Source organism: uncultured Sphingosinicella sp. (assembly GCF_963974575.1).
Classification (GTDB): domain Bacteria; phylum Pseudomonadota; class Alphaproteobacteria; order Sphingomonadales; family Sphingomonadaceae; genus Sphingosinicella.
This window is the reverse complement of record NZ_CAXBBQ010000006.1, coordinates 40,517-66,385: the sequence shown is the minus strand read 5'-3', so window position 1 is coordinate 66,385 and position 25,869 is coordinate 40,517. Positions and strand designations below refer to the sequence as shown.

At 66.0% G+C, this 25,869-nt stretch carries 24 protein-coding genes; 12 read left to right on the top strand and 12 right to left on the bottom strand.

From position 1 onward, the window contains the following. Position 1: 1 nt before the first annotated feature. From AAC014_RS12160 to AAC014_RS12140, 5 genes are all read right to left on the bottom strand, one after another. Complete coding sequence (locus tag AAC014_RS12160) at positions 2–607, bottom strand: GNAT family protein (protein WP_339708844.1); 606 nt, start codon at positions 605–607, stop codon at positions 2–4. Then, positions 604–1,284 carry an ABC transporter ATP-binding protein gene (locus tag AAC014_RS12155; protein WP_339708842.1) on the bottom strand — a complete coding sequence of 227 codons (681 nt, stop codon included), beginning with the start codon at positions 1,282–1,284 and terminating at the stop codon, positions 604–606. The genes AAC014_RS12160 and AAC014_RS12155 overlap by 4 nt, the downstream gene beginning before the upstream one ends. Further along, positions 1,277–2,524: a lipoprotein-releasing ABC transporter permease subunit gene (locus AAC014_RS12150; RefSeq protein ID WP_339708840.1), complete on the bottom strand. Its 1,248-nt coding sequence runs from the start codon at positions 2,522–2,524 to the stop codon at positions 1,277–1,279. The genes AAC014_RS12155 and AAC014_RS12150 overlap by 8 nt, the downstream gene beginning before the upstream one ends. Then, a complete protein-coding gene (gene proS, locus AAC014_RS12145; RefSeq protein ID WP_339708838.1) occupies positions 2,521–3,810 on the bottom strand; it encodes a proline--tRNA ligase in 1,290 nt (429 codons plus the stop codon). Before proS ends, AAC014_RS12150 begins: the two co-directional genes overlap by 4 nt. 536 nt (positions 3,811–4,346) lie before the next feature. Continuing rightward, positions 4,347–5,234, bottom strand: a complete 888-nt coding sequence (locus tag AAC014_RS12140; RefSeq protein ID WP_339708837.1) for an AraC family transcriptional regulator — start codon at positions 5,232–5,234, stop codon at positions 4,347–4,349. Positions 5,235–5,369: 135 nt separating this feature from the next. Between AAC014_RS12140 and AAC014_RS12135 the strand changes: the two genes are divergently transcribed. Then, a complete protein-coding gene (locus tag AAC014_RS12135) occupies positions 5,370–6,125 on the top strand; it encodes an SDR family oxidoreductase (protein ID WP_339708836.1) in 756 nt (251 codons plus the stop codon). 50 nt (positions 6,126–6,175) lie between these two features. On the opposite strand, the gene AAC014_RS12130 is transcribed toward AAC014_RS12135, so the two are convergent. Both AAC014_RS12130 and secG read right to left on the bottom strand, forming a co-directional pair. Next, entirely contained in the window at positions 6,176–7,807 is a 1,632-nt protein-coding gene (locus AAC014_RS12130) for a CTP synthase (protein ID WP_339708835.1), read from the bottom strand. A gap of 80 nt (positions 7,808–7,887) precedes the next feature. After that, positions 7,888–8,289, bottom strand: a complete 402-nt coding sequence (gene secG, locus AAC014_RS12125) for a preprotein translocase subunit SecG (protein WP_339708834.1) — start codon at positions 8,287–8,289, stop codon at positions 7,888–7,890. A gap of 113 nt (positions 8,290–8,402) precedes the next feature. On the opposite strand from secG, the gene AAC014_RS12120 reads away from it, so the two are divergent. Next, positions 8,403–9,245: a class I SAM-dependent methyltransferase gene (locus tag AAC014_RS12120; RefSeq protein ID WP_339708832.1), complete on the top strand. Its 843-nt coding sequence runs from the start codon at positions 8,403–8,405 to the stop codon at positions 9,243–9,245. On the opposite strand, the gene AAC014_RS12115 is transcribed toward AAC014_RS12120, so the two are convergent. Both AAC014_RS12115 and tpiA read right to left on the bottom strand, forming a co-directional pair. Continuing rightward, on the bottom strand, positions 9,242–10,297 hold the full coding sequence (locus AAC014_RS12115; protein ID WP_339708830.1) for a phospholipase A: 1,056 nt from the start codon (positions 10,295–10,297) through the stop codon (positions 9,242–9,244). The two genes, AAC014_RS12120 and AAC014_RS12115, sit on opposite strands and share 4 nt — an antisense overlap. A 3-nt stretch (positions 10,298–10,300) precedes the next feature. Further along, positions 10,301–11,044 carry a triose-phosphate isomerase gene (gene tpiA, locus AAC014_RS12110; RefSeq protein WP_339708828.1) on the bottom strand — a complete coding sequence of 248 codons (744 nt, stop codon included), beginning with the start codon at positions 11,042–11,044 and terminating at the stop codon, positions 10,301–10,303. A 144-nt stretch (positions 11,045–11,188) separates the two neighbouring features. Here tpiA and AAC014_RS12105 point away from each other — a divergent pair, with 144 nt between their 5' ends. From AAC014_RS12105 to lexA, 8 genes are all read left to right on the top strand, one after another. Further along, positions 11,189–13,117: a SurA N-terminal domain-containing protein gene (locus AAC014_RS12105; RefSeq protein ID WP_339708826.1), complete on the top strand. Its 1,929-nt coding sequence runs from the start codon at positions 11,189–11,191 to the stop codon at positions 13,115–13,117. A 10-nt stretch (positions 13,118–13,127) separates the two neighbouring features. Further along, positions 13,128–14,636 (top strand): anthranilate synthase component I, encoded by a 1,509-nt coding sequence (gene trpE, locus AAC014_RS12100; protein WP_339708824.1) that lies wholly within the window; start codon positions 13,128–13,130, stop codon positions 14,634–14,636. Between the two features lie 39 nt (positions 14,637–14,675). Continuing rightward, positions 14,676–15,269, top strand: coding sequence for an aminodeoxychorismate/anthranilate synthase component II (locus AAC014_RS12095; RefSeq protein WP_339708822.1), 594 nt, complete (start codon positions 14,676–14,678; stop codon positions 15,267–15,269). Next, positions 15,266–16,255, top strand: a complete 990-nt coding sequence (trpD, locus tag AAC014_RS12090; protein ID WP_339708820.1) for an anthranilate phosphoribosyltransferase — start codon at positions 15,266–15,268, stop codon at positions 16,253–16,255. Before AAC014_RS12095 ends, trpD begins: the two co-directional genes overlap by 4 nt. Then, positions 16,252–17,043: an indole-3-glycerol phosphate synthase TrpC gene (trpC, locus tag AAC014_RS12085; RefSeq protein ID WP_339708818.1), complete on the top strand. Its 792-nt coding sequence runs from the start codon at positions 16,252–16,254 to the stop codon at positions 17,041–17,043. Before trpD ends, trpC begins: the two co-directional genes overlap by 4 nt. Before the next feature lie 3 nt (positions 17,044–17,046). Beyond that, entirely contained in the window at positions 17,047–17,523 is a 477-nt protein-coding gene (gene moaC / locus AAC014_RS12080; RefSeq protein ID WP_339708816.1) for a cyclic pyranopterin monophosphate synthase MoaC, read from the top strand. After that, positions 17,517–18,707: a gephyrin-like molybdotransferase Glp gene (gene glp, locus AAC014_RS12075; protein WP_339708814.1), complete on the top strand. Its 1,191-nt coding sequence runs from the start codon at positions 17,517–17,519 to the stop codon at positions 18,705–18,707. Before moaC ends, glp begins: the two co-directional genes overlap by 7 nt. A 73-nt stretch (positions 18,708–18,780) precedes the next feature. Further along, positions 18,781–19,443 carry a transcriptional repressor LexA gene (gene lexA / locus AAC014_RS12070; RefSeq protein ID WP_339708812.1) on the top strand — a complete coding sequence of 221 codons (663 nt, stop codon included), beginning with the start codon at positions 18,781–18,783 and terminating at the stop codon, positions 19,441–19,443. Between the two features lie 123 nt (positions 19,444–19,566). Here the strand turns inward: lexA and dmeF are convergent, their stop codons facing one another. Genes dmeF through AAC014_RS12055 form a run of 3 tightly spaced genes read right to left on the bottom strand, consistent with a single transcriptional unit; the run spans position 19,567 to position 23,009 of the window. Then, complete coding sequence (gene dmeF, locus AAC014_RS12065) at positions 19,567–20,484, bottom strand: CDF family Co(II)/Ni(II) efflux transporter DmeF (protein WP_339708810.1); 918 nt, start codon at positions 20,482–20,484, stop codon at positions 19,567–19,569. Between the two features lie 13 nt (positions 20,485–20,497). Further along, positions 20,498–20,779: a metal/formaldehyde-sensitive transcriptional repressor gene (locus tag AAC014_RS12060; protein ID WP_339708808.1), complete on the bottom strand. Its 282-nt coding sequence runs from the start codon at positions 20,777–20,779 to the stop codon at positions 20,498–20,500. A 16-nt stretch (positions 20,780–20,795) separates the two neighbouring features. Next, complete coding sequence (locus AAC014_RS12055; protein WP_339708806.1) at positions 20,796–23,009, bottom strand: ComEC/Rec2 family competence protein; 2,214 nt, start codon at positions 23,007–23,009, stop codon at positions 20,796–20,798. Here AAC014_RS12055 and gltX point away from each other — a divergent pair. Both gltX and AAC014_RS12045 read left to right on the top strand, forming a co-directional pair. Beyond that, positions 23,008–24,435: a glutamate--tRNA ligase gene (gene gltX / locus AAC014_RS12050; RefSeq protein ID WP_339708804.1), complete on the top strand. Its 1,428-nt coding sequence runs from the start codon at positions 23,008–23,010 to the stop codon at positions 24,433–24,435. The two genes, AAC014_RS12055 and gltX, sit on opposite strands and share 2 nt — an antisense overlap. A 31-nt stretch (positions 24,436–24,466) precedes the next feature. After that, on the top strand, positions 24,467–25,753 hold the full coding sequence (locus AAC014_RS12045; RefSeq protein ID WP_339708802.1) for a citrate synthase: 1,287 nt from the start codon (positions 24,467–24,469) through the stop codon (positions 25,751–25,753). The last annotated feature ends 116 nt before the right edge of the window (positions 25,754–25,869 follow it).

Below are 25,869 nucleotides of genomic sequence, written 5' to 3'. Positions count from 1 at the left end.
CCTATTGTGGCGCAGGCTCTCGATGCCGGGAAAGCATGAATTCGAGATTCTGTTTCACGCCCGGCCATTCGCCCGCGATGATGCTGTAGCAGACGATATCGCGCAGGCGGCCGTCCGCCGCGATCTGGTGGTTGCGGAGCACGCCGTCGCGCTTCGCACCGAGCCGTTCGATGGCGCGCTGGGAGGTGCGGTTCAGCCAATCCGTGCGGATCTGGACGACGTTGCAGCCCATGACCTCGAATGCATGGCCGAGCAGCAGCAACTTGCATTCGGTGTTCACCGGCGAACGCTGAACCGATTTTGCGTAAAACGTTGCGCCGATTTCGAGGCGCCGATAGGCCGCGTTCATGCGCAGATAGCGCGTTGCGCCGACGAGGCGCCCCTCCGCTTCGACGACGAAGGGCATCGCCCGGCCCGCGGCCTTTTCGGCAAGCGCGGTTCCAAGCCAGCCCTGCACGTCATCGGGCGAAGGTACGCGCGTGAAGAACAGCTCCCAGAGCCGGCCATCGCGCGATACCTCGGCGATGCTCTCCGCATGTTCGGCTTCGAGCGGCAGGAGCCGGGCGTGTCGCCCCTGGAGCTGGGGCTGATCCTGCCACGGGTTCATCGCGTTTCGACCAGTTGCCCCTCGTGCAGCGCGACCGTTCGGTCCATCTGCTTCGCGAGTTGCGTGTTGTGCGTGGCGATGAGCGCGGCGGAGTTGTGACGGCGCACAACGCGCAGGAACTCCGCGAGCACGCGCTGTGCGGTCGCCTCGTCGAGGTTGCCGGTAGGCTCGTCGGCAAGCACCAGAACTGGTTCGTTCGCGAGCGCACGGGCGACCGCGACGCGCTGCTGTTCGCCCCCTGAAAGCTGCGAGGGGCGATGATCAAGGCGCTCGCCGAGGCCGAGATCAGAGAGCAGAGCCTTAGCCTTGGCTTCAGCCGAAGCCATGTCGCGGCCTGCGATCAGCTGCGGCAGCACGACGTTTTCGAGCGCGTTGAAATCCGGCAGCAGGTGGTGGAACTGGTAGACAAAGCCGAGCTTGTCGCGGCGCACCTCGGTGCGTTCGTATGCGGAGAGCTTTTCGGCGGGGCGGCCGTCGATGACGATCGAGCCGTCGAAACCGCCTTCCAGGAGGCCGATCGCCTGGAGCATCGTGGACTTGCCGGAGCCGGAGGGACCGAGCAGCGCAACGATCTCGCCGGGGGCGACGCTGAGATCGACACCGCGAAGAACCTCAATCACCGCGCCGCCCTGATGGAAGCTGCGCGCGAGGCCTTTGACTGCAAGCACGTCACTCATAGCGCAGCACTTGCACGGGATCGGTGCTCGCCGCCTTCCACGCCGGGTAGATCGTCGCGAGGAAACTGAGCACCAGCGCCAGCGTGACGATGGCGGTGACCTCGACCATGTCGGTCTTTGCGGGGAGTTCGGTGAGGTAGCGGATGCGCGGGTCCCAAAGGTCGACGCCGGTGATCTTCGAGACACCCATCACGATGTTCTGCCGATAGTGCAGAAACAGGAAGCCGAGCGCGAGGCCGAGGAGGATGCCCGCAGACCCGATCAAGGTGCCCACCGTGACGAAGATGCGCATCATCGCCGCACGGCTCGCGCCCATCGTGCGCAGGATCGCGATGTCGCGGGTCTTCGCGCGCACGAGCATGATGAGGCTGGTGAGAATGTTGAACACCGCGACGAGGATGATAAAGCCGACAACGACGAACATCACCGTCCGCTCCACGGAAAGTGCCTCGAACAGAACGCCGTTCATCTGCCGCCAGTCGATGATAACACCGCGCCCGGTCAGCGCGGGGACGAGCGGCTGGAGGATGCGGTCGGCCTTGTCCGCGTCGGTTGTCGTCAGCGTGATCATGCCGATGTCGTTGCCCATGCGCAGGAACGTCTGCGCGCGGTCGAGCGGCATCAGCACGAAGGCCTTGTCGTAATCGAAGATGCCGACCTCGAACACGGCGGCGATCTGGTAGGGCACGATGCGCGGGGTCGTGCCGAAAGGCGTCACCTGCCCGTCGGGCGAGATCAGGCTGATCGTGTCCCCCACCCCGGCGCCGAGCGATTCGGAGAGGCGCGCACCGATCGCGACGAAATTGCCTTCGAGCGCGAGATCTTCGAGGCGCCCGGCCTTCACATTGTCGGCAACGAGCTTCAGGTTGCGGATGTCACCCATCAACATGCCGCGCAGGAGGACGCCCTCAGCGCGGCTCTTGTGGGAGCCGATGAGCGGCTGTTCGATGATCGGCTCGGCCTGCACCACGCCGGGCGTCGCCCGTGCCTGCGCCAGCAGCGGCTGCCAGTCGGGCAGGCGTCCGCCGTAGCCCTGCACCACGGCGTGGCCGTTGAGTCCGAGGATGCGGTCGAAAAGTTCGGCGCGGAAGCCGTTCATCACCGACATCACCGCGATGAGCGCAGCGACACCGAGCGCGACGGCGACGAGGCTGATCGAGGCGACGAGGAAGATGAAGCCCTCGCCCCGTCCCGGCAGCAAATAGCGCCGGGCGATCATGCGCTCGTAGCGGGAGATCATCCCGCGAGCTTCTCCAGCGCGGCATCGACGGAAAGCTCGTGGCGCTCGCCGGTCTTGCGGTGCTTCAGCTCCACGATACCGGCGCTGATGCCCTTCGGTCCGACGACGAGCTGCCAGGGGATGCCGACAAGGTCCATCCCTGCGAACTTGGCGCCGCCGCGTTCGTCGCGGTCGTCATAAAGTGTCTCGACGCCCGCGCGCTGCAGCTTTGCATAAAGGTCGTCCGCAGCCACGTCGCAGGCGGCATCACCGCTGCGCAGGTTGATGAGGCCGACCTTGAACGGCGCGATCGCTTCGGGCCAAACGATGCCGTCTTCATCGTGACACGCCTCGATGACCGCGCCGACGAGTCGCGAGACGCCGACGCCGTAGCTGCCCATCTGCGGCGTGACGGGCTTGCCGTCCTGCCCCTGCACGCTAAGGCCCATCGCGGCCGAATATTTGGTGCCGAAGAAGAAAATGTGCCCGACCTCGATGCCGCGGCGGCTGAGCAGGCGCTCGGTCGGGACCGGACAATCGGTGACCTTTTCGTGCTCCTCGGCCTCCATCGCGTAGATCGACGACAGCTTCGCCACGGCCTCGGGATCGGTGACGTCAACGTCCTCAATCGCCGAATCGTAGAAGATTTCGCTCTCGCCCGTTTCGGCGAGGATGTGGAACTCGTGGCTCATGTCGCCACCGATGGGACCCGTGGGCGCGCGCACAGGAACGGCCTTCAGGCCCATCGCCGCGAACGTGCGCAGGTACGCCTCGAACATGGCGTTGTACGAAACCTTGCCGCCCGCCTCGTCGAGATCGAAGCTGTAGGCATCCTTCATCAGGAACTCGCGGCCGCGCATCACGCCAAAACGGGGACGCACCTCGTCTCGGAACTTCCACTGGATATGGTAGAGCGTGCGCGGCAGATCGCGGTAGCTGCGCACGGAATCGCGGAACAGCGCCGTGATCATCTCCTCGTTGGTCGGCCCGTAGAGCATTTCGCGCTCGTGCCGGTCCTTGAAGCGCAGCATCTCCGGGCCGTAGGCGTCATAGCGGCCTGACTGACGCCAAAGATCCGCCGACTGGATGGTCGGCATCAAAAGCTCGATGGCGCCCGCGCGGTCCTGCTCTCGGCGGACGAGATCGGCGATCTTGTCCAGCACGCGGAGGCCGACCGGCAGCCAGGCATAAATGCCTGCCGAGGTCTGGCGCACGAGACCGGCCCGCAGCATCAGCTGATGGCTGACGATCTGCGCGTCGGTGGGGGTTTCCTTGAGGAGCGGAAGAAAATAACGGGAAAGGCGCATAGTGCGCGCTGTCTAGCATGGGCTGCCGCGCAAGCAACTGCCCAATCGGCGATCCACCCTTCCCATCCGTTACGCTGCCGTACCGAGCCGCATTGTTGCATCATGTCCACACCTCCTGAAATTAATATGCGTGAGGTGCGACGCTCTCTTGTCGGGATGGCCACCTGCGCCGTAACACACATGACATCTGATCCGGTTTCGCCTGTGGGAGGGCACCAGGGTTGGGGGAGGACGCGCGACGCGATTAACGACGGCGCGCTAGCAAGATTGGGCTCCGATGGGGGAACAGAGGACCCAAATCTTCGCGGGAGTTAAATGACTCGTCACGAGAGCGCCCGGGCCGGAAACGACCCGGGCGCTTTTCGTTTTGGGACCACACTCTACCGACTGCCAAAAATCTGCTTTTTCAACAGGCTGTTGCGGCGGCGCATCGCGCATGACACCTCTGGGCCACGCGGCCGAACGCCGCAGAGAGAGCCGCCGCCCTTCTGCGCGCAGCGCATCCGTCGATGGTTCGAGGCTCAGCAGCGCGCGCTTCAGGCCGCGCGGGCACTTTCTCGTGCCACGCGCGTGTCCCGCACCGGCGGCAGACCGAACAGGCGGGCATATTCGCGCGTGAACTGCGGCACGCTCTCGTAGCCGACGGAAAATGCCGCGTGCGCGGCGCTGATCCCTTCTGAGAGCATGAGCCTTTTCGCTTCGATGAGACGCAGCTGCTTCTGGAACTGCAGCGGCGAGAGCGAGGTGATCGCCTTGAAATGGTGATGGAACGACGATGGACTCATGCCGGCGGCGGCGGCTAGGCGCTCGACGGTGACCGGTTCGGCAAAGGCCTCGCGCAGGACGGCAACGGCCCGTGCGATGCGCCTTGCGTGGCCATCGGGCCAGCCGAGCTGTCTAATAGCGGGTCCATGCCGCCCGGCCAGCAACCAATAGTGCATCTCGCGCCGCAACTGCGCCTGCAGCACCGGCAGCGCCTGCGGCCTGTCCAGCAGCCGCATCAAACGAAGCGCGGCGTCAGCGACCTCCCCGTCTGTCGTATCGACGCGCACGGGTGCGGTATCGGAAACGAGCGCGGGCTTCATTTCCGCGGTGAGCGCGGCAATCAGCGCGAGGTCCAGTTCGAGCACCAGCGAATAGTAGGGCGCGGCGAGACTCGCCCGCGTGATCTGGCTGACAGTCGGCACGTCTGCCGTCACCAGCAGCGAATCCCCCGCGGAAAAGGCGAAGGCCTGCGTTCCCATCGTCACCTGCTTGCTGCCTTGCACCAAAAGGCAGACGAGTGGACGGTAGACATCGTGGAGAAGCCCGCTCGGCGCGGTCGCGCGCACGGCGAACAGGCCGGGGATTGAAGTCGGTGCGAAACCGAGCGGGTCGGCATGGGCGTCCGCGTGACGCCGGACAGCTTCGAGGAGCATTGTCATGCAACGTGCAATAACCGCTTTCCGCCCAAGGTGCAGCTCATTTGGAGGATCAGGCAAGAGAATCCGAGCTTCCGGCAACACGCGGAAGGTTTAGCTGCTTAGAGATGAAGCCACACAAACCCAAGGAGAACAGCCATGACGAAGATTGCTCTCATCAGTGGTTCCAGCCGTGGCCTTGGCCGCAACACGGCGCTTAGCATCGCGCGCCGCGGCGGCGATGTCGTGCTCACCTATCACAGCCGCAGCGACGAGGCCGAGCGTGTCGTTGCAGAGATTCAGGCAATGGGTCGCAAGGCGGTGGCCCTGCAACTCGACACCGGTAATGTCGCGGCCTTCGCAGACTTTGCGGGACGGTTGCGTACGGCGCTGCGCGGCACCTGGCAGCGCGAGACTTTCGATCATCTGGTGAACAATGCCGGGCATGGCGAATACGCGTCGATTACCGAGACGACCGAGGCGCAGTTCGACGGTCTAGTGAACGTTCACCTGAAGGGCGTGTTCTTTTTGACCCAGACGCTGTTGCCGCTCATCGCCGACGGTGGCCGGATCGTGAACATCTCGAGCGGCCTCACCCGCTTCGCCTACCCCGGCTACGCGGCCTATGCGGCTATGAAAGGCGCGGTCGAAGTGCTGACGCTCTACATGGCGAAGGAGCTTGGTGCGCGGGGGATCGCGGTCAACACCGTGGCGCCCGGTGCGATCGAGACCGATTTCGGCGGTGGCGCGGTGCGCGACAATGCCGAGATCAACAAGGGCCTTGCCGACATGACCGCGCTAGGCCGTGTCGGTGTGCCGGACGATATCGGGCCGATGATCGCAAACCTGCTGTCCGAGGACAATCGCTGGGTGAACGCGCAGCGGATCGAGGTCTCGGGCGGTCAGGCGATTTAGGCTCGCCGGACGTGTTTGTTGCCCCTCTCCCCGGCAGGGAGAGGGAAAAATCAAACGAGGCGGCTTTGTTTGAGCGCCGCCGCGATGAAGCTGGCGAAGAGAGGGTGCGGGTCGAACGGCTTCGATTTCAGTTCCGGGTGGAATTGGACGCCAATGAACCAAGGGTGGTCAGGCCGTTCGACGATCTCAGGAAGCTCGCCGTCGGGAGACATGCCGGAAAAGACGAGCCCGCCCTTTTCGAGCGCATCCTTGTAGTGGATGTTCACTTCGTAGCGGTGGCGGTGGCGTTCGGAGATGTCGGTGGCGCCGTAGACGCTGCCAACGACGCTGTTCGCGCCAAGTTTTGCCGGGAACGCGCCGAGGCGCATCGTGCCGCCGAGGTCGCCGCCCACCTCACGTTTCTGGAGACCTTCTTCGGACATCCATTCGGTGATGAGGCCGACGACAGGCTCGTCCGTAGGACCGAACTCGGTAGTGGACGCGCTCTTGATGCCGGAGAGGTTCCGCGCACCCTCGATGCAGGCCATCTGCATCCCTAGGCAGATGCCGAAGAACGGCACGCCGCGCTCGCGCGCGAAGGCGACGCTGGCGATCTTGCCCTCGCTGCCCCGCTCGCCGAAGCCGCCGGGGACGAGGATGCCGTGCATGGGTTCAAGGAGCTGGGGCTCCGCCCCTTCCCCTTCGAACAGTTCGGCGTCCAGCCACTTGACGTTGACCTTGACGCGGTTCGCGATGCCACCGTGAACGAGCGCCTCGTGGAGCGACTTGTAGGCGTCCTGCAAGCCCACATACTTGCCGACGACACCGATCGTGACCTCGCCTTCGGGGTTGTCCAACCGGTCCATGATGTCGTCCCAGCGGGATAGATCCGGCGAGGCGTTTGCCTCTATGCCGAAGGCGCGCAGCACTTCGCGGTCCAGCCCCTCGGCATGGTACTGAAGGGGTACGCCGTAGATGCTCTTCGCATCGAGCGCCGGGATCACGGCTTCCTTGCGGACGTTGCAGAACAGCGCGATTTTCGCGCGGTCACTGTCCGGCACGGGCTTTTCGCAGCGGCAGACGAGCACCTGCGGCTGGATACCGAGGCTGGTGAGTTCGCGCACGCTGTGCTGCGTCGGCTTCGTCTTCAGCTCACCGGCCGCCGCGATGTACGGGATCAGCGTGACGTGGACGAAACAGACGTTTTCGGCCCCGATATCATTCCGAAGCTGGCGGATCGCCTCGATGAACGGCAGCGATTCGATGTCGCCCACCGTGCCACCGATCTCGCAGAGCACGAAATCGAGGTCTTCAGTGTCGGCGAGCGCGAACGCCTTGATCGCGTCCGTCACGTGCGGGATCACCTGCACGGTCGCGCCGAGGAAGTCGCCGCGGCGTTCCTTCGCGATGATCTGCTGGTAGATGCGCCCCGAGGTGACGTTGTCGGACTGTCGGGAAGGTACACCCGTGAACCGCTCGTAGTGGCCGAGATCGAGATCGGTCTCCGCGCCGTCGTCGGTGACGTAGACCTCGCCGTGCTGATAGGGCGACATGGTTCCCGGATCGACGTTCAGATACGGGTCGAACTTGCGGATGCGCACCTTGTAGCCGCGCGCCTGAAGGAGCGCGGCGAGGCTCGCCGCCATGAGACCTTTTCCGAGCGAGGAAACCACGCCGCCGGTGATGAAAATGTACCGCGCCATGGGAGAAAACCTATAGGCGAGCAAAGGGATGGACCGCCACCCGATTCGGGGTAGCAGCGGGACTTTTTCTGTGGATGATTTTATTGCGCGGTCGGAATGTCGTCGCTGGCGGGCGCGGCAGGGAGCGCCATCGGCAGCGCGTCGTCAGCCGGTGCAGCGCCGGGGAGCGCGGTCGGCAAACCGTCGGCAGGAGCTGCAGGCGCTTCCGCCGTCGGCACGAGCGAGGTGTCGATCGTGGTCGGCGCCTTGGCAAGACTCGCGAGCACGGCGAGCAGGATGCTGGTGCTGAGGAAGAGTGCGGCAAGGACGCCGGTCGACTTGGTGAGCAAATTGCCGGCTCCGCGCGCCGTGAGGAGACCGCCCGGGCCGCCGCCGATGCCGAGCGCCCCGCCCTCGCTGCGCTGAAGCAGAATCACCGCGACAAGCGCGATCGCGATCAGCGAGTGGACGACAAGGACGAAGTGCATCAGCGCGGTGGACATGCGGAACCGATCGTTTCTGGCGAATTTCTGCTGGCCACATAACGACGCAGGCCGGGGAGTTCAAGCGCTCCGGCCGCCGCGCACCGCGATTGACCTTTGCATACGGCGGCGCGATGGGAGGCAGCGTCACCACGCAGGACAACGGCCATATGGACCCCAAGGATATGATCGAGGCCGCCGTAAGGCTCGGCCCGAGCGTCGATTTCGGCAAGGCTTCGTCAGATTACGGCAAGTTCCGGGCCGGTTTCCCGGAAGCGTTCTTCAATCGCCTTGCCGAGCAGATCGAGCTTCGAGCGGGAGCGAAAGCGCTCGATATCGGTACAGGCACGGGGACCGTCGCGCGCAGCCTTGCCCGGCGCGGCCTCGACGTCATCGGTGTCGATCCCTCGCGCGAGATGATGCAGGAAGGCGCCGAGATCGCACGGCGCGAAGGCGTTTCCGTCGATTTCCGTGAAGGCCGTGCCGAAACGCTGGCGTTTGCCGACCAGAGCTTCGATGTCGTCACTGCCGGGCAGTGCTGGCACTGGTTCGAACGCGCGCGCGCCGCTGCAGAAGCCTTCCGTGTGCTGAAGTCCGGCGGGCACCTTGTCATCTGCCATTTCGACTGGCTTCCGCTGCGGGGCAACGTCGTCGAGGCGACCGAGCAGCTGATCGTGGAAGCGAATCCGGCATGGGCGCTCGCCGGCGGAACAGGGGTCTACCCGCACTGGCCCGCCGATATGGCGAACGCTGGCTTTACGGGACTCGAAACCCGGTCGTTCGATATCGCCCAGCCCTACAGCCACGAAGCGTGGCGCGGCCGCATCCGTGCCAGCGCCGGCATCAAAGCCAGCCTCGACGCTGAGGCAACCGCCCGTTTCGACGAGACGCTCGCCTCCACGCTTCGCGCACATTTTCCGGAAGACCCGCTCGCGGTTCCGCACCGGGTGTGGTGGATCGTCGGTGAGAGGCCCTAGCGGACGATGCCGATGCCGAAGCGCAGGCGGGTGTTGCGTTCGTCGTAGTCGATGAGCGCCTCGCCGTAGCCTGTGTAGAGCTGGCTGTAGAGATAGAGGTTAAGCCCGGTCCAGCGGCGGAGCGAGTAGCTGACATCAACCTCCGCGCTGCCGCGGCCGCCCTCGATGTTTCCCTGAAGATAAGTGCGGATGCCGAGGCCGTCGGTCTGCTTCAGATCGAGCGTGAGGCCCGTGTAACCGCGGTAACGGGCGATGCGCTCGTTGCCCTCCTTGCTGCCGACATAGGCCCAGAGCCGGGGCGCCGCTGTGAGCGTCCAGCCGTTGCCGAGGCCGAAGCCGACCGACGGTTCGACGTAGAGCGTGTTGAAACTGCGCGAATCCGCGCCGTCTTCGCCGTTCGACTGGTGCCGGACGCCCGCCTGGATGCCGAGCATCGGGGCGCCCACGCTCGTCGAACCTGGCGAGACCGCTCGCACGAACAATTCGGGGCTGAACGTGATGTCGTATATCGGGATCGACTCTTGGGAGAGATCCCAGAACATTCGCTGCGTGTAGCCGAAATAGAGGCCTGCGCGCCACTTGCGGCTACCGTCTCCCGTTGTGAACTCACGCGGCTGATGGCCGAAGAGGCGGTAGCGGAAGCTGAGCTGGAGCTTTGCGTCCGATGGGTTTGCGCCGACGAGCGCGTACATCGGCATATAAGTTTCGAAACGGCCAAGGCCTGTCGATTCCGCCTCCTGCGGCGTGGCTGTCGAAGCAGCAACAGCGACTTGGGGTGGCGGTGCTGCGGTCACTGAGCCGAGGCGGTAGATAACGCGCGCAAAGCCGCCGGGCGTGATCTCTGTCGGCACCGGGCCCTCCAGCGCCGCCTCACCTTCCGCCACGGTGATCGTTTCCGGCGCGTCGAGCTTCGCGGCCGCCGCGCCGTCGTTGAGGAAGATCACCTCGAACGTACCGGTGCGCGGGGCGCTCGCCTCCGGCACTACGAGCCGCACCTCCGCCACTGCCGGAAGAGAGACAAGCAGGGCGGCGGCGAAGGCGGCGGCGCGCACGCCTCAGGCTGCCGCGATGATCGGCAGGAAGTCCGCAGCTTTGAGGCTGGCGCCGCCGACGAGCGCGCCGCCGACCTCGGGCACGGCGAACAGCTCGGCCGCGTTCGACGGCTTCACCGAGCCGCCGTAGAGAATGAGGGTGCGGCGGCCGTCTTCGCCGTAGCGGGCGACGAGGCGCGCGCGGATGGCGTTGTGCATCTCGTCCACATCACCCGCGAGCGGCGTGCGCCCGGTGCCGATGGCCCACACGGGCTCATAGGCAATGACGACACTCGCCGGGTCCGCATCAGGGAGTGAGCCGTCAAGCTGTGTCTCGACGACATTGAGGTGACGCCCCGCATCACGCTCAGCCTCGGTCTCGCCCACGCAGATGATCGCGCGCAGGCCCGCACCGATGGCGGCGGTGGCCTTCGCCTTCACGATCGCGTCGGTTTCGCCGTTGTCGGTGCGGCGCTCGCTATGGCCGACGATCACGAAGTCGCAGCCGAGATCGGCGAGCATCGCCGCGGCGACACAGCCCGTATGCGCACCCGATGGGTTCGCGTGGCAATCCTGCCCGCCGATGCGCAGGCGTGAGCCCTCCGCTGCATCCTTTGCAAGGCCGACGAGCGTGAACGGCGGCGCGAGGGCGACCTCGATGCGGGAGGGCGCGCTATCCGCTGCGCGCGCGATCGCTTCCACCTCAGCGAGCGCCGCCTTCAAACCGTTCATTTTCCAGTTGCCTGCAACCAGCATCGGCTTTTCCATCAAACTCTCCATGTGTATTTGCGGTAGGCCTTAGCAACGCACGCACAGACAAGCCAAGGGCGCGCTTGCCGCGCCTGCCGCACCTACCTATAAACCGGGCGCTATTTTCATTGCTGAACGCGCGCGAAAGACCAAAGGCTCCCGATGATCAGTTTCTTCCGCAAGGCCCTCTCGTCCTGGATCGTCCTTGCCCTTCTCGGGCTGGTGCTCGTGGCCTTCATCGTCACCGGCATCGGTGATCCGTTCGGCGGCGGCCCTGCGGCGAACACGGTGGCCGTGATCGCCGGGGACGACGTTACCGATACGCAGCTCTCCAGCCAGTTCGACCGGCAGCTCGCGACGATGCGGCAGGAACAGCCGGGCATCACGGCGGCGCAGGCCGTGCGCGGCGGGATGCTGGAAGGCGTACTCGAGCGCCTGATTGGTTCGCACGCGCTCACCGCGATGGGCGAAAAGCTGGGCCTTGGCCCGAGCAAGCGACAGGTGGATGCGGAAATCGCATCGGTCGCGGCGTTCCGCGGTCCCGACGGGCGCTTCTCGGAAGATGTGTTCCGGCAGGCCATCTCCTCGCAGGGGCTTACGGAAGACATGGTACGCCGCGAGATTGGCGGCGATGTCGTGCGCCGCCAGCTGCTCGGCCTCGTCGATTCGATCCCGATGACGCCGCGCAAGCTCGCCGAACCGTTCACGGCGCTGCAGCTTGAACAGCGCACGCTCAACATCGGCGCCGTGCCTGCACAGTCGTTCCCCGCCCCGAAGCTGAGCGACGACGACCTCCAAGCCTTCTACAAGAAGAACATCGCCAACTACACGGTGCCGGAACGCCGCCGCATTACATACGCCCTCATCGACAGCGCTGAGATCGCGAAGACGGTGAAGGTAACGGATGCAGCGCTCGCCGATTACTACAAGAGCCATGCCAGCGAATTCGCCGCGAGCGAGACGCGAACGCTGCGTCAGGTGGTGGTGCAGGACAAGGTTCAGGCCGACACGATCGCAAAGCGGGTGAATGCGGGCGAAGACTTCGCGGCTGTCGCGAAGGATGTGGCAGGCTACGGTGAAACCGACCTGGAGCTCGGGACGCTCTCCAAAAGCGCGATGGCCGACCAGACTGCGGACGCAGTTGCGGACGCGGCATTCAAGGCCGCATCCGGCAAGGTCGCCGGGCCGGTGCAGAGCGAATTCGGCTGGCATGTCGTGCATGTCGATGCCGTCGTAGCGAAGCCCGCGCGCACGCTTGCCGAAGTGAAGGACGAGATTCTTCCGGCGGTCGAAGCCGATCTCGCCGCGAATGCTGTCGCCGACATTGTCGAGAAGGCGGACGATGCGCTTGCCGACGGTGCAAGCGTTGCCGAAGCGGCGAAAGACCTCGGCCTCACCGTGGTCCGCGTTCCGCCCGTCACGAGCGAAGGCCTGATGCTCGGCGAATCCGGTCTCCAGCTCGACCAGCGCATCCGTCCGCTTATCGAGCGCGCTTTCGCGACCGAGGAGAACGACGAGCCGACTGTCGAGGATATTTCCGATACGCTCCATGCGCTGATGGACGTGGAAGAGGTGGTGCCGCCGACACCGGTCCCGCTTGCCGATATCAAACCGCAGTTGACGGCCGCCTTGACCTTCGAGCGCCAGATGGATGCCGCGAAGGCTGTTGCTGACAAGATTGTTGCGGGTCTCAAGGCCGGCAAGCCGCTCGCCGGCCTGCTTGCGGAAAACAAACTGCCGCCGGTGCAGACCTTCACGGCACGCCGAATCGAAATCGCAGCGCGGCGTGAGCCCGTTCCGCCGCCGATCGGCCTTGGCTTCGCACTTTCCAAGGGTGATGCGCGGGCGCTCGCGCAGCCACGCAATGGCGCGTGGTTCGTCGTGCACGTCGCGGACGTGAAGCCCGGTGATCTGGCGGAGGCGCCCGCTTTCCTCGACCAGATGCGTTCGCAGATGCAGACCGCCGCAACGAACGAGTATGCCCAGAATTTCGTGGCCGCGATCATGTCCACTGTTGGCGTCAAGCGGAACGACAAAGCCCTCGAACGCCTAAAGCAGCGCTATCTGGGCACCGCCGACCAGCCCAATTGATCGGCGCCCGATGATCCACCCCGAAGCCGCGGACTTCGCGCGGGTTTACGAGGCCGGACGGCCACAACTCGTCTGGACGCGGCGCATCGCTGATACGGAAACCCCGGTTTCCGCGATGCTGAAGCTCGGCAAGGCGGGATCTGGCGCGTTCGTGCTCGAATCCGTGGAAGGCGGGACGGTACGCGGGCGCTATTCGCTGCTCGGTTTCGCGCCCGATCTCGTGTTCCGGGTTCGCGGTCGGCAGGCGGAGATCAACGCCCGTTTCGCTTCCGCGCCCGACGTGTTCACGCCCGTCGACGCCGCGCCGCTCGATGCGCTTCGCGATCTCGTCGCCGGGTGCCGCATGGACTTGCCACCGGACCTGCCGCCCGCCTTCGCCTGCCTCGTCGGCTACATGGGCTATGAGACGATCGGGCTTGTCGAACCGGTGCCGACGCCGGAGAAAGACCCGCTAGGGCTTCCCGACATGCTCTTCGTGCGCCCATCGCTGTTGATGGCGTTCGACCGCCTGAAAGACGAGCTCTTCATCGCCGCACCCGTTTTTCCGAGCGACCTTTCGGCGAGCGAAGCGCTTGCCGCCGCCATCGAGCGGATCGAAACCGCCGAGGCGCGGCTTGCGGGCGCGCTGCCGCAAACCGCACGCGAGACGCCCGCGCCCGCTTCGGCCGAGGTGACACACCACACCGACCCGACGCGCTATGCCGAGATGGTGCGGCGCGCGCAGGACTATATCGTCGCGGGCGATATCTTTCAGGTTGTGCTGGCGCAGCGCTTCTCGATCCCGTTCGCACTGCCTCCATTCAGCCTCTACCGCTCGCTGAGGCGCATCAACCCCTCGCCGTTCCTTTACATGCTCGACCTGCCGGGCTTCGCGCTGATCGGGTCCAGCCCGGAAATCCTGGTGCGCGTGCGTGAGGGCGAAGTGACAGTTCGCCCGATTGCCGGCACCCGCCCGCGCGGCGCGAATGCGGTTGAGGACGCGGCGAACCGCGAGAGTCTGCTCGCCGATCCCAAGGAGCTTGCCGAACATCTGATGCTGCTCGATCTCGGACGCAACGATGTGGGCCGCGTGGCGTCGGAAGGCAGCGTTTCGGTGACAGAACGCAACACAGTGGAGTTCTACAGCCACGTGATGCACATCGTTTCCAACGTGCGCGGCGACCTCGCGAAGGACAAGGACGCCATCGATGCGCTGATGGCCGGCTTCCCGGCGGGCACAGTCTCCGGGGCGCCCAAGGTGCGTGCGATGCAGATCATCGCCGAGTTGGAGGCCGAGAAGCGCGGTGCCTATGCGGGCGGCGTCGGCTATTTCTCGCCCGACGGATCGATGGACAGCTGCATTGTGCTGAGGACCGCGGTGGTGAAGGACGGCACCATGCACATTCAGGCCGGCGCAGGCATCGTCGCGGACTCAACCCCCGCCTATGAGCAGCGCGAGTGCGAGGCCAAATCCGGCGCGCTCATTGCCGCTGCGCGCGATGCCATCACCCGCGCCGGAGAGTCGGGATACGGGCAATAACTTGCCCTCCCCGCGTCCCTTGATTAGGGCGGTCGCGCCATGATCCTCGTCATCGACAATTACGACAGCTTCACCTGGAACCTCGTCCACTACCTGATGGAGCTGGGCGCGGAGGTGGAGGTGGTGCGCAACGATGCGATTTCCGCCGGGCAGGCACTTTCTAGCGGGGCGAGCGCGTTTCTGATTTCGCCCGGCCCCTGCACACCGAACGAAGCCGGGATCAGCCTCGACATGGTGGCAGCGTGCGCGGACACTGGGAAGCCGCTGCTCGGCGTCTGTCTCGGTCATCAGGCGATCGGCCAGCATTTCGGCGGCAAGGTGGTGCGCGGACACCTGATGCACGGCAAGACATCGCCTGTACGCCACGATGGCACCGGGCTTTTCGCGGGCATCCCTTCGCCCTTCACCGCGACGCGCTATCATTCGCTGATCGTGGAGGACATTCCCGAAAGCCTGATCGTGAATGCATGGTCGGACGATGAAGCGGTGATGGGTTTCCGCCATGCGCACCTGCCGATCCACAGCGTGCAGTTCCACCCCGAAAGCATCGCGACCGAGCACGGCCACGACATGCTCGCCAACTTCATGCGGATCGCGGCGCTGACGCCGCGACCGCGCGATCTCGCCGCGTGAAACACCTGCCCGGGACCGAAGCGCCACTTGGCGAGGCGGAAGCGCGTGCGGCATTCGATGCTATCCTGAACGCCGATGTGGAGGACGCGGAGATTGCCCGCTTCCTGACCGGCCTTGCCGAGCGCGGCGAGACGGTGGACGAACTCGTCGCGGCGGCAAGCGTACTTCGAAGCCGTATGCGGCTCGTCGCGGCGCCCGAAGGTGCCATCGACGTGTGCGGCACGGGTGGAGACGGCGCGCATACGCTCAACATTTCGACAGCGGTCGCCATCGTGGTCGCGGCGTGCGGTGTGCCGGTCGCCAAGCACGGCAACCGGGCGGCATCCTCGAAGTCCGGCGCGGCGGACGTGCTTTCCGCGCTGGGCATCGATCTCGACCTCGCCTCGGACACGGTGGAACGCTCGCTTGCCGAGATCGGCATCGGCTTTCTGTTCGCCGCAAAACACCATCCGGTGATGGCGCGTGTCGCAGGTGTGCGCCGCGCGATCGGTCGGCGGACGATCTTCAACATGATCGGACCGCTCGCGAACCCGGCTGGGGTAAAGCGGCAGCTTGTCGGCGTGCCGGGGCAGCAATGGGTGCTCCCGATTGCCGAGGCCCTGCAGAGGCTAGGCGCCGACGCGGCGATGGTGGTGCACGGAAGCGACGGGCTCGACGAACTGACCGTCACAGGACCCACAACCTACACACGTCTGACCGCTGCATATATCGAAGCCGGAGAGGTAAGCCCGGAAGCCGCCGGTCTCGCGCGGCACGTGCCGGAGGCGATCCGGGGCGGGACGCCGGAGGAGAATGCAGCGGCGATGCTAGACCTGCTCGCGGGTGCGCATGGAGGCTACCGCGATATTGTTTGCCTGAATGCCGCAGGTGCACTGATCGTCGCGGGCAAGGCGCACGACTGGACCACGGGTGCCGCGCTTGCCGCATCGGCTCTGGACGATGGGTGCGCGCGGGCGTTGCTCGAACGCTGGAAGGCCTTTCGATGAGCGATGTGCTGGCGGACATCTGCGCCCATAAGCGGAGCGTCGTCGCGGCGCGGAAGGCCGCGCGGCCGATCGGGGAGATCGAGGGGGCCGCGCGCGCAGCAGACGCCCCGCGCGGCTTCAAGGCGGCGCTCGACACGGCGAAGCTGGAAGGGCGCTACGGCCTGATCGCGGAGATCAAGAAGGCGTCGCCGAGCAAAGGGCTGATCCGCGCGGACTTCGATCCGCCGGCGCTGGCGCGCGCTTACCGCACGGGCGGGGCTTCGTGTCTTTCGGTGCTGACCGAGGAGCACTGGTTTCAGGGCAGCGACGACAAGCTGATCGCGGCGCGCGCGGCGGTGCCGCTGCCGGTGCTGCGCAAGGACTTCATGGTCGATCCGTATCAGGTGGCGGAAGCGCGGGCGATTGGGGCGGATGCGATCCTGATCATCGTGGCGGCGATCGATATGGGGTTGGCGCGGGAGCTGGAGGATGCGGCGTTCGGGTGGGGGATGGATGTTCTTGTCGAAGTTCACGATATAGTCGAGCGCGATGCTGCGCTTACCCATTTGAAATCGCGGCTTTTGGGCGTTAATAACCGTAATCTCAAGACTTTGTATGTAGATATTGAGACTTCGGTTGAACTGTCGGACGTGCCGGAAGGCTATACGCTTGTCGGCGAGAGCGGGCTGCGGACGCGGGCGGACCTTGACCGGCTGGCGGCGCACGGCATCAACAGCTTCCTTGTCGGGGAATCGCTGATGGCGCAGGATGACGTCACCGCCGCGACGAAGCGGCTGCTGGAGGGCTGATCAATGGCGCTCACCCACCTCGACGAGGCCGGCAAGGCGCGCATGGTCGACATTTCGGGCAAGGCGGTGACGGCGCGCACGGCGATCGCCGAAGGGCATATCGCCATGTCCGCTGAAGCGCTCGCGGCCGTGCGTGATGCCACGGTGGTAAAGGGCGACGTGCTCGCGGTGGCGCGCATCGCGGGGATCACCGCGGCAAAAAAGACCGCCGACCTCATTCCGCTCTGCCACCCGCTGCCGCTGACCAGCGTGGGCGTGGACTTCACGCTGGAGGACGGCGGCGTGCGCGTGGAGGCGACGGCTTCGACGACGTGGGGCACGGGCGTTGAAATGGAAGCGATGACAGCGGCTTCCGTCGCGCTGCTGACGATTTACGACATGGTGAAAGCCGTGGACAAGGCGATGATCATCTCGGGCGTGCGCCTGCTGAAGAAGACCGGCGGCAAATCCGGCGACTGGACCGCGCCGGGCGGATGCTGAGCTACGAGGACGCGCTGGCGCGGCTGCTTGCGGCCTGTGAGCCGGTTCCGCCCGTAGACCTTCCGCTCGCCGACGCTGCCGGCCTGACGCTTGCCGATGACCTCACCGCGCGGCTGACGCAGCCGCCCTTCCCGTCTTCCGCGATGGACGGCTACGCGATCCGCTGGGCCGATATGCCGGGGCCGTGGCGCGTCGTCGGCGAAAGCGCCGCGGGACGAGGCTTTGCCGGAACGGTCGGCGCGGGTGAGACAGCCCGGATCTTCACCGGCGCGCCCCTGCCCCAAGGCGCCGATACGGTCATCGTGCAGGAAGAGGTTGGCCGCGAGGGCGAGCTGCTGACGCTCACGGGCGAAGGCCCGCCGCGCCTCGGCGCGCACATCCGCGTCGCGGGCAAGGATTTCAGCGCAGGCGAGCGGCTGATCGCGGCGGGAACGCGGCTTAGCCCACAACACCTCGGCCTTGCCGCCGCTTCCGGGCACGGCAGCCTCGCAATCAGGCGCCCCCGCGTCGCGATCCTCGCGACGGGCGATGAACTGGTCGCACCGGGCGCCGTGCCGCAGACGGACCAGATCGTGAGTTCGAACGGCGTAATGCTGGCGGCGCTGTTTCGCGCAGGCGGCGCGGATGTGCGCGACCTCGGAATCTTCCCCGACGAGCTGGGCGCGATCGGCAAGGGGTTGAGTGCGGCCAGCGATGCGGACCTCATCGTCACCATCGGCGGCGCGTCGGTCGGCGACCATGATCTCGTACAGGCCGCGCTGAAAGACGCGGGCGCGGCGCTGGACTTCTGGAAGGTCGCGATCAAGCCGGGCAAGCCGCTGATCGCCGGATCGCTTGGGCGTGCGCGCGTGCTCGGGCTGCCCGGCAACCCGGTCTCCGCCTTCGTCTGCGCCGTGCTGTTCGCGCTGCCGATGCTGCGGCGCATGGCCGGAAGCATGGACACCGATCCCGTGACCGCGGCGCGGCTGCTCGCCCCCCTGCCCGCCAACGGCAACCGCCGCGATCACCTGCGCGCGCGGCTGACGGCAGACGGCGTACACGCGTTCGATGCGCAGGATTCCTCCATGCTCGGCGTGCTCGCTGGCGCGAACGCGCTCATCATTCGCCCGGCAGGCGCTCCGGCGATGGAAGCCGGCGCGGATGTTCCCGTGCTCGCGCTTGACAGGATTTTCGCCACCCCCTAAATGTTCCCCATTCGTTCACGAAAAACGGAACATGTTGTGGACGAGTCGTGAAACACGGAGGGCGAAACCGGACATGCTGACGCGCAAGCAACACGAACTGCTGATGTTCATCAACGAGCGGCTGCAGGCGGGCGGCGTCTCGCCCTCGTTCGAGGAAATGAAGGACGCGCTCGATCTCAAATCGAAGTCGGGCGTGCACCGGCTGGTGAATGCGCTCGAGGAGCGGCAGTTCATCCGGCGGCTGCCGAACCGCGCCCGTGCGCTTGAAGTGCTTCGCTTCCCCGAAATCGGTACGGCACCGAAGGCTCCGCCGCGGCAGATGCCTGTCGTCCAGGCGGCGAACGATGACATCGTCACGCTGCCGCTGCACGGAAAGATCGCAGCGGGTATGCCGATCGAGGCGATGGAAAGCGATCGTAGCCTGTCGGTTCCCGCAGCCCTGCTCGGTGGCGGCTCCGGCGACCATTTCGCGCTGGAGGTTTCCGGCGATTCGATGATCGAGGCGGGCATTCTCGACGGCGACTATGCGCTCGTGCAGAAATGCGACACGGCGCGCGACGGCGAGATTGTCGTGGCGCTGGTCGATGAAGACGAAGCGACGCTCAAATACCTCCGCCGCGACAAGGGCGAAATCCGCCTCGACCCGGCGAACAGCGCCTATACCGCGCAGCGCTATGCACCGAACCGCGTGCGCGTGCAGGGCAAGCTCGTGGGGCTGCTGCGCCGCTACAATTGAGGCTTAATTCAGTTCTGACGGCCTGCAAATGGCGGATTTCCGCGCTTCCGGTGCTCACGTCCCTTTCGTACGCTCCGCTCCGGGTCACGGAAATTCACCATTTTCGGCGCGTCATTTTCGGAATTACCGCGCCTCGATCGTGAGGTGCGCGAGTTCGTGTACGGGACGCAGGCGTTCGCGGGCGGTTTCCGGCGGGATGCCGGATACGGAAACGATCGCCGCGTGAACCCCGGGGCCGACCTGCCAGACGTGAAGATCGCGGATGCTGGCGTCACCCGTTTCCACGCATTCCCGGATTTCCGCGACGAGGTGTGGATCGGCGGCATCGAGCAGCACGGCTGACGTATCGCGCATCAGCGTCCACGACCAGCGCGCGATCACGACGGCACCGACGATGCCCATGACCGGATCAAGCCAGACCCAGCCGCCATATCGCCCGGCGAGCAGCGCGGCGATGGCGAGAACCGATGTGAGCGCATCGGCAAGCACGTGCAGGTAGGCAGCGCGGAGGTTATTGTCGCTGTGATGATGGCCGTGATGATCATGATGGTGATCGTGGCCGTGGCTGTGTCCGTGATGATGGCCGCCGGATAATAGCGCGGCGCTGACGAGGTTGACGGCAAGTCCGACCACGGCGACGATCGTCGCTTCGCCGAATGCGACATCGACCGGACGCGCGAGCCGGAGCGCGGATTCGAACGCGATGCCGAGCGCGATGACGCCGAGCACGAGCGCGGAGGCAAAGCCCGCGAGGTCGCCGACCTTGCCGGTGCCGAACGAATAGCGCGGACTATCGACATTGCGGCGTGCATAGGCATAGGCGATCGCGGCGATGCCGAGCGCGCCGGCGTGCGTCGCCATGTGGAAGCCGTCCGCAAGCAGCGCCATCGAGCCTGTCGCGTAGCCTGCGATGATCTCCGCGACCATCATCAACGCCGTCAGCAGCACCACCCAGAGCGTTCGCCGCGCGTTCGCATCGTGGTTCTTGCCGAGAAAATCGTGGGAATGGGCACCATCGGCGATGCCGGGAAGACCGCTCAATCTCGCCTCCACTTCAGCGCATGTGCCGCTTGAGCACGGTGGCGAGTTCGTCCGCGCCCGACGCGCGCTCCGCATCGCTCAGCCCCGGCGCTGCGACGTGCGCGCGCAGGTGATCCTCGACGAGCTCATCCATCAACCCGGCGACGGCACCGCGCACCGCGGCGGCGAGATGCAAGGTTTCGCTGCACGGCGCCTCGCCGGTGATCGCCCGCTCTATCGCGGTGACCTGACCGGCGATGCGACGGACACGGGCAACAAGACGGTCCTTGCGTTCGGTTTCCTGGAGATGTGCCATACCATAGGGGGGTATCCTATTCTGGCGCGCGGCGCAACATGCGGCTGCCTTCCGGGGCGGGCTTTTGCCGTGCCCACGGGTGCGCCCCGTCCTCACGCGCGACGGCACGGATGCGCGGCCCGTCCAACCAGATCGACAGCGCGCCGGTTTCGGCGAGCCTGGAACGGTCTAGTTTCAGCCAGCGCGGAGCGCACCAGTATGGCAGGCGGCGATCGCTGACGACGATGTCTGCGGCGGCACAGGCGGGTTCGAACGCGGCGCGGTCGATGAGAAGGCCCGAGCGTGTCGCGAGCAGCGTCCATGCACGGCCGCCCGCCATGATGCGCGCGGTGCAGGCATCGGGTGTGCAGCGCGCGTCCGGCAGGGTTTCGAGATTGCCGCTTATCGCCTCCCCTGCCGCGTCCGCCCACATCGAGCGCACATAGTCTCCGGCGCGCGCGCGCAGGAGCGCGACCTTTCCGTCCCGCACCACGGCGAGGTGCTTGCCGTCCCCATCGACGATGAGATCGGGCGGCTGCGCGGTCGCCATGCCCACGGCGCCGATCGCGACAGGAACCAGCGCCAGCCAGCGGCGGCGCGTCTGCCAGAGACAGAACCAGACGCCGCCGAGGATCAGCACGGCGAACGCCCAGTCCGGCGCGGCGGGGAGCCGGGAGACGGCACCGGGCATTGCCGCCGCGATCTCGGCCACGCGGATGAGCAGATCGAGCGCATGGCCGAGCAGCCAGTCGATCGGCGCGGCGAGCCCGACTGCGCCGAGGAACACCGAGAGGCCAAGCAGCGGCAGGATCACGAAGCTGGTGAGCGGGATCGCGGCGAGGTTCGCGGCGACGCCGTATAGGCCCATCTGGTTGAAGTGGAAAAAAGCGATCGGCGCGAGCGCGATTTCGGCGGCGATACCGGTGGCGAGGAGCGCGAGAACGCCGTGCCACAGGCGCGCGGCGCGGCCCGCCTCTTTTCCGGCATTGAATCGACGACCGAGCGGCGATTCGTAGAGCGCGACAATCGCGGTGACGGCGGCGAAGCTGAGCTGGAAGCTTGGCCCAAGCAGGAAATCGGGGCGGACGAGAAGAATGAAAAAGGCCCCCGCCGCGACGAGGCGCAGCGAGATCGCCTCTCGCCCCAGTGCGAGGCCGACGAGCACGATGAGGACGGCGATGCAGGAGCGCACCGTCGGCACCTCGGCGCCCGCAATCAGCGTGTAGCCGATGCCTGCGACTGCAGCGGTAAGCGCGGCGATCAGCTTGATGTTCAGATCGAGCGCAAGGCGTTCGCTCTGCGCGAGCAGGCGACGCGTGCCCCACAGCACGCCGCCGACCACGACGGCGATGTGCAGCCCCGAGATCGAGATGAGGTGCGCGAGGCCGCTATCGCGCATCGCTTCGGTGACGTCTTCGGGGATGCCGCCGCGATCCCCCGTGACAAGCGCGGCGGCGAGGCCGCCTTCCCTGCCGCCGACGCCATCCTGCAGGCGTTTGGTAAGCGCGCTGCGGAACGCCTCGAAGCGGCGGACGAGGCCAGCTTGCGGCGGCGCGGGCGTAACGACTGTGACGCCTGAAAGCGCGTAACCGACGGCGCCGATGCCGTCGAACCACGCGCGACGCGCGAAATGATAGCCGCCGGGAATGTTCGGTCCGGGCGGCGGCGACAGCGATGCGCGCAGAGTGACGCGCGCGCCGGGGGCGATACCCGCCGGCGCATCGCCGCGGATACCGACCCGGGCCTTGAGGCCGGGCGGCAAGCCGGAAATATCCGTGAGCAGCAGGCGCGTTCGCCCCTCGGCAGGACGGAATTCGACGCCATCCACCGTGGCCTCGATCATAAGCGCGCGCCATGAGCGCTCGACGACCGGCGCGCGGACCTGCTCGGCACGCAGCCACGCGGTGCCGATACCGAGCGCAAAAAGCAGCCCGAACGCAGCAAGCGCTATGCGTGGAAGGCCATTTGCTTGCAGGCCGAACACGGCCAGCGCGCCGCCGAGCAGCATCGCCGCGGCCCATTCACGCGGTGTCGGCAGCGTGAACCAGGCCGCGATACCGAGGCCGAGCGCGACGGGCGCGAACAGCACAAGCTGGTGCCGCTCCTCCGCGAGCCAAATTTCGATGGCTTCGTGCAGGCGGAACAGACGCGCACGCGGCGACGCTCCGGCCTCGACCGGCCCGGTTTGAACGGCTGGCAGCGTTATGATAGAGCCCCCGCGACTTTCTTCAGTTTCGGACAGGATATTCATGGGCGCAAGCGCCAAAGCCCCGGTCGTCACCCGCTTCGCACCGAGCCCGACCGGCTTCCTCCATATCGGCGGCGCGCGCACCGCGCTGTTCAACCTGCTGTACGCGAAGGCGACCGGCGGGACCTTCAAGCTGCGCATCGAGGATACCGACAAGGCGCGCTCCACCAAGGAAGCGATCGACGCGATCATCGACGGGCTTTCGTGGCTGGACTTCGATTGGGACGGCGAGATCGTCTACCAGTCAGAGCGCGAGGCGCGGCACGCCGAGGTGGCGCGGAGCCTGCTGGAGACGGGCGGGGCGTACAAATGCTTCGCGAGCCCGGAAGAGCTGGAGCAGATGCGCGAGCAGGCGCGCGCCGAAAAACGCCCGCTGCGCTACGACGGGCGCTGGCGCGACCGCGATCCTTCTGAGGCGCCCGAAGGCGCGCCTTATGTGATCCGCCTGAAGGCGCCGCAGGAGGGCGAAGTGACGATTCACGACGCCGTGCAGGGCGCGGTGACGGTGAAGAATGCCGAGCTCGACGATTTCGTGCTGCTGCGTTCGGACGGGACGCCGACCTACATGCTCGCAGTGGTGGTCGATGACCATGACATGGGCATCACGCACGTGATCCGGGGCGATGACCATCTGAACAATGCGTTCCGCCAGCTCGCGCTGATCCGCGCGCTCAGCTGGGCTGAGCCCGCCTATGCGCATGTGCCGCTGATCCACGGCGCGGATGGTGCCAAGCTTTCCAAGCGGCACGGCGCGCTCGGTGTCGATGCCTACCGCGACATGGGGTTCCTGCCCGAGGCGCTGGAAAACTATCTGCTGCGCCTGGGCTGGGGGCACGGCGACCAGGAGTTCTTCACGCGGGATGAGGCCGCCGCAGTGTTCACGCTCGAAGGCATCGGCCGCAATCCGGCACGACTCGATTTCAAGAAGCTGGAAAGCGTCAACGGCCACTATCTTCGCATCGCCGACGACGCGCGGCTGGCGGCGCTGATCGAACGCCGCATCGCCGCCACCCTGGCGCGCGATCTGACGCCGGAGGAGCAAAACTTGCTGCTCCGCACAATGCCGCATCTGAAGCCAAGAGCGAAAGATTTGAACGAGTTGGCGGCCTCCAGCGTCTTTCTGTTTCGGCAGCGCCCAATAACACTCGACGAAAAGGCTGAAGGGTTGCTAGACAGCGCCGGCAGAGGGCGCCTTGCTGCACTGCGGGAGGTTATCGCCGGCGTCGGCGAATGGACAACCGCGGCCATCGAGGCAGTCGTGCGGGATTACGCCGAGCGCGAGCAAATCGGACTCGGCAAGCTGGCACAGCCCCTGCGCGCGGCGTTAACGGGAACCACGACGTCGCCGGGTATATTCGAAGTGCTTGAAGTGATGGGGCGCGATGAGAGCCTCGGCAGGATAGACGATCAAGTTGGAAAGACGGCCTAGACCGCCAACAAAACGGAAGGGTGAGCGAGCCATGAGCAACACGACTGCGAAGCTGGATCTGGGCGGCAAGGCCAGCGACTACCCGGTGCTTTCGGGCTCGGTCGGGCCGGATGTCGTCGACATTCGCAAGCTCTACGGCAACACCGGCGCCTTTACCTACGACCCCGGCTTCACCTCGACCGCCTCGTGCGAATCGAAGATCACCTACATCGACGGCGACCAGGGCGTGCTGCTGCACCGCGGCTACCCGATCGACCAGCTCGCCGAAAAGTCAAGCTTCATGGAGGTCGCGTACCTGCTGATGCGCGGCGAGCTGCCAAACCCCAACGAGTACGACGAGTTCGTGCGTACGATCACGCGGCACACGATGATCCACGAGCAGCTCGCGATGTTCTATCGCGGCTTCCGGCGCGACGCGCACCCGATGGCGATCATGTGCGGCGTCGTCGGCGCGCTCTCGGCCTTCTACCACGACTCGACCGACATCAACGATCCCGTCCAGCGCCGGATCGCCAGCCACCGCCTGATCGCCAAGATGCCGACGATCGCGGCGATGGCGTACAAATATTCGGTGGGCCAGCCGTTCCTCTACCCGGACAACAGCCTCTCCTACACGGGCAACTTCCTGCGCATGACGTTCGGCGTGCCGGCGGAAGCCTATGAGGTCGATCCGGTGATCGAGGCGGCGATGGACAAGATTTTCATCCTGCACGCCGATCATGAGCAGAACGCTTCGACCTCGACGGTGCGCCTTGCCGGTTCGTCGGGCGCCAACCCGTTCGCGTGCATCGCGGCGGGCATCGCCTGCCTGTGGGGCCCGGCGCACGGCGGCGCCAACGAGGCAGCGCTCGAAATGCTGCGCGAGATTGGCACGCCCGACAAGATCCCGGAATACATCAAGCGCGCCAAGGACAAGGACGACCCGTTCCGCCTGATGGGCTTCGGCCACCGCGTCTACAAGAACTACGACCCGCGCGCGAAGGTCATGCAGAAGACGGCGAACGAGGTGCTTGCCAAGCTGGGCGTCACCGATCCGGTATTCGACGTGGCGCGCGAGCTGGAACACCTCGCACTCAACGACGCGTATTTCATCGAGAAGAAGCTGTACCCGAACGTCGACTTCTATTCGGGCGTCATCCTCTCAGCGATCGGCTTCCCGACCTCGATGTTCACCGTGCTCTTCGCGCTCGCCCGCACCGTCGGCTGGGTCGCGCAGTGGAACGAGATGATCGAGGACCCGGCGCAGAAGATCGGCCGCCCGCGCCAGCTCTATACGGGTGCTACGCAGCGCGACTACGTGGAGATCACGAACCGCTGATCAGCGGGCTGAACGACGGAAACGGACGGGCGCCTTCGGGCGCCCGTTTTCGTGTGCGGGTTCAGCGCTGCGCTGCGCCGGGGGTCGAACATCGGTTGCAGGGGGACCGCCCTCGC

Coding starts and splice junctions, on each gene's coding strand:
- AAC014_RS12160 (WP_339708844.1), bottom strand. CDS start 607: ATGAACCCGTGGCAGGATCAGCCCCAGCTCCAGGGGCGACACGCCCGG.
- AAC014_RS12155 (WP_339708842.1), bottom strand. CDS start 1,284: ATGAGTGACGTGCTTGCAGTCAAAGGCCTCGCGCGCAGCTTCCATCAG.
- AAC014_RS12150 (WP_339708840.1), bottom strand. CDS start 2,524: ATGATCTCCCGCTACGAGCGCATGATCGCCCGGCGCTATTTGCTGCCG.
- proS (WP_339708838.1), bottom strand. CDS start 3,810: ATGCGCCTTTCCCGTTATTTTCTTCCGCTCCTCAAGGAAACCCCCACC.
- AAC014_RS12140 (WP_339708837.1), bottom strand. CDS start 5,234: ATGACAATGCTCCTCGAAGCTGTCCGGCGTCACGCGGACGCCCATGCC.
- AAC014_RS12135 (WP_339708836.1), top strand. CDS start 5,370: ATGACGAAGATTGCTCTCATCAGTGGTTCCAGCCGTGGCCTTGGCCGC.
- AAC014_RS12130 (WP_339708835.1), bottom strand. CDS start 7,807: ATGGCGCGGTACATTTTCATCACCGGCGGCGTGGTTTCCTCGCTCGGA.
- secG (WP_339708834.1), bottom strand. CDS start 8,289: ATGTCCACCGCGCTGATGCACTTCGTCCTTGTCGTCCACTCGCTGATC.
- AAC014_RS12120 (WP_339708832.1), top strand. CDS start 8,403: ATGGGAGGCAGCGTCACCACGCAGGACAACGGCCATATGGACCCCAAG.
- tpiA (WP_339708828.1), bottom strand. CDS start 11,044: ATGGAAAAGCCGATGCTGGTTGCAGGCAACTGGAAAATGAACGGTTTG.
- AAC014_RS12105 (WP_339708826.1), top strand. CDS start 11,189: ATGATCAGTTTCTTCCGCAAGGCCCTCTCGTCCTGGATCGTCCTTGCC.
- trpE (WP_339708824.1), top strand. CDS start 13,128: ATGATCCACCCCGAAGCCGCGGACTTCGCGCGGGTTTACGAGGCCGGA.
- AAC014_RS12095 (WP_339708822.1), top strand. CDS start 14,676: ATGATCCTCGTCATCGACAATTACGACAGCTTCACCTGGAACCTCGTC.
- trpC (WP_339708818.1), top strand. CDS start 16,252: ATGAGCGATGTGCTGGCGGACATCTGCGCCCATAAGCGGAGCGTCGTC.
- moaC (WP_339708816.1), top strand. CDS start 17,047: ATGGCGCTCACCCACCTCGACGAGGCCGGCAAGGCGCGCATGGTCGAC.
- glp (WP_339708814.1), top strand. CDS start 17,517: ATGCTGAGCTACGAGGACGCGCTGGCGCGGCTGCTTGCGGCCTGTGAG.
- lexA (WP_339708812.1), top strand. CDS start 18,781: ATGCTGACGCGCAAGCAACACGAACTGCTGATGTTCATCAACGAGCGG.
- AAC014_RS12060 (WP_339708808.1), bottom strand. CDS start 20,779: ATGGCACATCTCCAGGAAACCGAACGCAAGGACCGTCTTGTTGCCCGT.
- gltX (WP_339708804.1), top strand. CDS start 23,008: ATGGGCGCAAGCGCCAAAGCCCCGGTCGTCACCCGCTTCGCACCGAGC.
- AAC014_RS12055 (WP_339708806.1), bottom strand. CDS start 23,009: ATGAATATCCTGTCCGAAACTGAAGAAAGTCGCGGGGGCTCTATCATA.
- AAC014_RS12045 (WP_339708802.1), top strand. CDS start 24,467: ATGAGCAACACGACTGCGAAGCTGGATCTGGGCGGCAAGGCCAGCGAC.